1 protein-coding gene is annotated in these 1,185 nt (G+C 50.9%); it reads left to right on the plus strand.

Annotated elements, in window-relative coordinates; translation table 11 throughout:
* Positions 1–344 precede the first annotated feature (344 nt).
* Positions 345–1,016: a hypothetical protein gene (locus KDK14_RS21025; RefSeq protein ID WP_257267210.1), complete on the plus strand. Its 672-nt coding sequence runs from the start codon at positions 345–347 to the stop codon at positions 1,014–1,016.
* The last annotated feature ends 169 nt before the right edge of the window (positions 1,017–1,185 follow it).

Consider the following 1,185-nt stretch of genomic DNA (forward strand, 5'->3'; position numbering starts at 1 on the left):
GCTCGTCTTCATGCTGTGCAAAAGCGGCAGGGGCTTCCGTTTTCAAACCCTTTAAGGCTGCCAGTTCGCCGTCCGTTTCCTGATCCAGTTTTTCGGCATCAATTGCCATTTTCACTCTCCCTGTGGGGCGCTAAGGCTTGTCCACATTTGGTTCAGCCTGATCTTGTGGGGCTTGGGCTTATCCACATATTTCAGGCACAAAAAATTTCGATCCATGGGGAGAGACTGGCAGTACACCAAGGAACTCTATATTCCCAAAGTGATCCGCTTTCCGGTTGAGGTTTATGGCGAGTTTGGGAAAGTCCCGTTAAAACTGATCACGCCTCCGGCCCTGAATCGGTTCTTTGACCGGTATTCCGCTGGGGGCTATCAGCCACGTACGAAAACTCATTTCCGGTGCCTGGAGCTGGGGTCGGAACCATCTGGAGGGCATACCGGAAAACCCGGCAAAAGAACTGGACGCCCTGCCAAAAAGCAACCGGCAGGATGTCTATGTCAGCGATGAAGATTACGCCTGCGTTTACTACCTGGCCAACCCATATTGTAAAGCAATGATGGAGTTTGCCTACATCTGTCGCGCCAGACGGACGGAACTGGTCAATCTGAAAAGGGACCAGCTGTTAGAACAGGGTGTGCAATTGAAACGGGCAAAAGGTTCACTGGATGAAATCACCCTCTGGACGCCACGACTGAAAAAAGCACTGCAGATGCTGGACGAGTATAACCAGGGAGAAAAATTTGAGTATGCATTTGGCGCACCCAATGTCAAACCCAAAAAAGGGATTCAAATACAACCGGGGAAAAAAATGGTCAAGAACACCCTGGACACCCAGTGGCAAAATCTGATCAATCGTACAGTGGATGAAAAGCTGATTGCGGAAAAACGGCATTTCCACGATCTGAAAGCCAAAGGCGTATCCGATCATGAAGGGCTGGTTTCCGGACACAAAACCCTGGAAGCCAAGAAGGTTTATATCCCTGACACTCCCCGCCACTATCGGGGCGAGGGTTCTTGATCGCTCAAGAACGTTTCTGTTTCACAGTTCGTCGCCCGGAGAACAGCTTGGTTATCGCATAAAAGTTCCCATGGTGAGAACTTTTACGGTGACGAACCAACGGGGGCGCCTAGCCCCAAGCTCTCTAGGTCTCACACGAACTCCGCAGACTTAACATCCCGTCTGCCCG

It is taken from the genome of Endozoicomonas sp. ONNA2 (genome assembly GCF_024606365.1).
In the GTDB taxonomy this organism is placed as follows: Bacteria; Pseudomonadota; Gammaproteobacteria; order Pseudomonadales; family Endozoicomonadaceae; genus Endozoicomonas.